This is a genomic window from Arthrobacter sp. 2YAF22_2, assembly GCF_052114645.1.
Taxonomy (GTDB): domain Bacteria; phylum Actinomycetota; class Actinomycetes; order Actinomycetales; family Micrococcaceae; genus Arthrobacter.
Genome location: NZ_JBFRFD010000778.1, coordinates 1 through 1,048 on the forward strand (window position 1 = coordinate 1; position 1,048 = coordinate 1,048).

Below are 1,048 nucleotides of genomic sequence, written 5' to 3' on the forward strand. Positions count from 1 at the left end.
GGACCATGGTTAAGCAGTCCATTTTCGGCCGCATGGCCCAGCTGGCGAAGGCGAACATCAACTCCCTGCTGGACCAGGCCGAGGATCCGCAGAAAATGCTGGACCAGATGGTCCGTGACTACACGAACAATATTGCCGAGGCCGAATCGGCCGTCGCCCAGACCATCGGCAACCTGCGCATGCTCCAGGACGATTACAACGAAGACATCAAGAACGCCCAAGACTGGGGCAACAAGGCCCTGGCTGCCTCCCGCAAGGCCGACGAGTACCGCGCCAAGGGCGACGCCGTGGACGCCGAGAAGTTCGACAACCTCGCCAAGGTGGCCCTGCAACGGCAGATTTCCTCGGAGAACGAGGCGAAGACGGCCGAGCCCAACATTGCCTCCCAAAGCGATGTGGTGGACAAGCTGAAGCAGGGCCTGAACCAGATGAAGGTCAAGCTCAACGAGCTCACCAGCAAGCGCAACGAACTGGTGGCCCGCTCCAAGACGGCCGCCGCACAGACCCAGGTGCACGACGCCCTGAAGAGCATCGACATCATGGATCCGACGTCGGAGGTGGGCCGGTTCGAGGAGAAGATCCGCCGGGAAGAGGCGAAGGTCCGCGGCCAACAGGAACTCGCGGCCTCCAGCCTGGATGCTCAGTTCAACTCCCTCGAAGACCTCGGCGAACAGACCGAAATCGAGGCACGCCTCGCCGCGCTGAAGTCCGGCGGCAGCACGCCCGCCCTCGGCGCCGGCAACGGCTCGACCGCAGGCGCGGACACCGGCACCACGGTGGAAGAAGCCGACTTCGACAAGCTCTAACTCGCGCACCTCGGCGCGGCCGGCTGCCGGGCTGCCCTAGAGGAGCGACCGGTGCAGGCACAGAGGCCGGGCCCCACGGGGGCCGGCCTCTGTTGTGATCCAGTAGCGTGGAGCCATGTCTGCAACCCTTGTCTGGCTCCGCGATGACCTCCGCCTCGACGACAACCCCGCCCTGGCGGAGGCTGCGGCACTGGACAGCCCGCTGACAGTGGTCTACGTGCTGGATGAAGTCTCACCCGGGG

2 protein-coding genes are annotated in these 1,048 nt (G+C 65.1%); both read left to right on the forward strand.

The genetic code is table 11. The features are described 5' to 3' along the window. The first annotated feature begins 5 nt into the window (after positions 1-5). Positions 6-806 carry a PspA/IM30 family protein gene (locus AB4Y86_RS19480; RefSeq protein ID WP_441403759.1) on the forward strand — a complete coding sequence of 267 codons (801 nt, stop codon included), beginning with the start codon at positions 6-8 and terminating at the stop codon, positions 804-806. A 115-nt stretch (positions 807-921) separates the two neighbouring features. Then, positions 922-1,048, forward strand: a 127-nt coding sequence (locus AB4Y86_RS19485) for a deoxyribodipyrimidine photo-lyase (RefSeq protein WP_441403760.1), incomplete at its 3' end; no start/stop codon positions are given.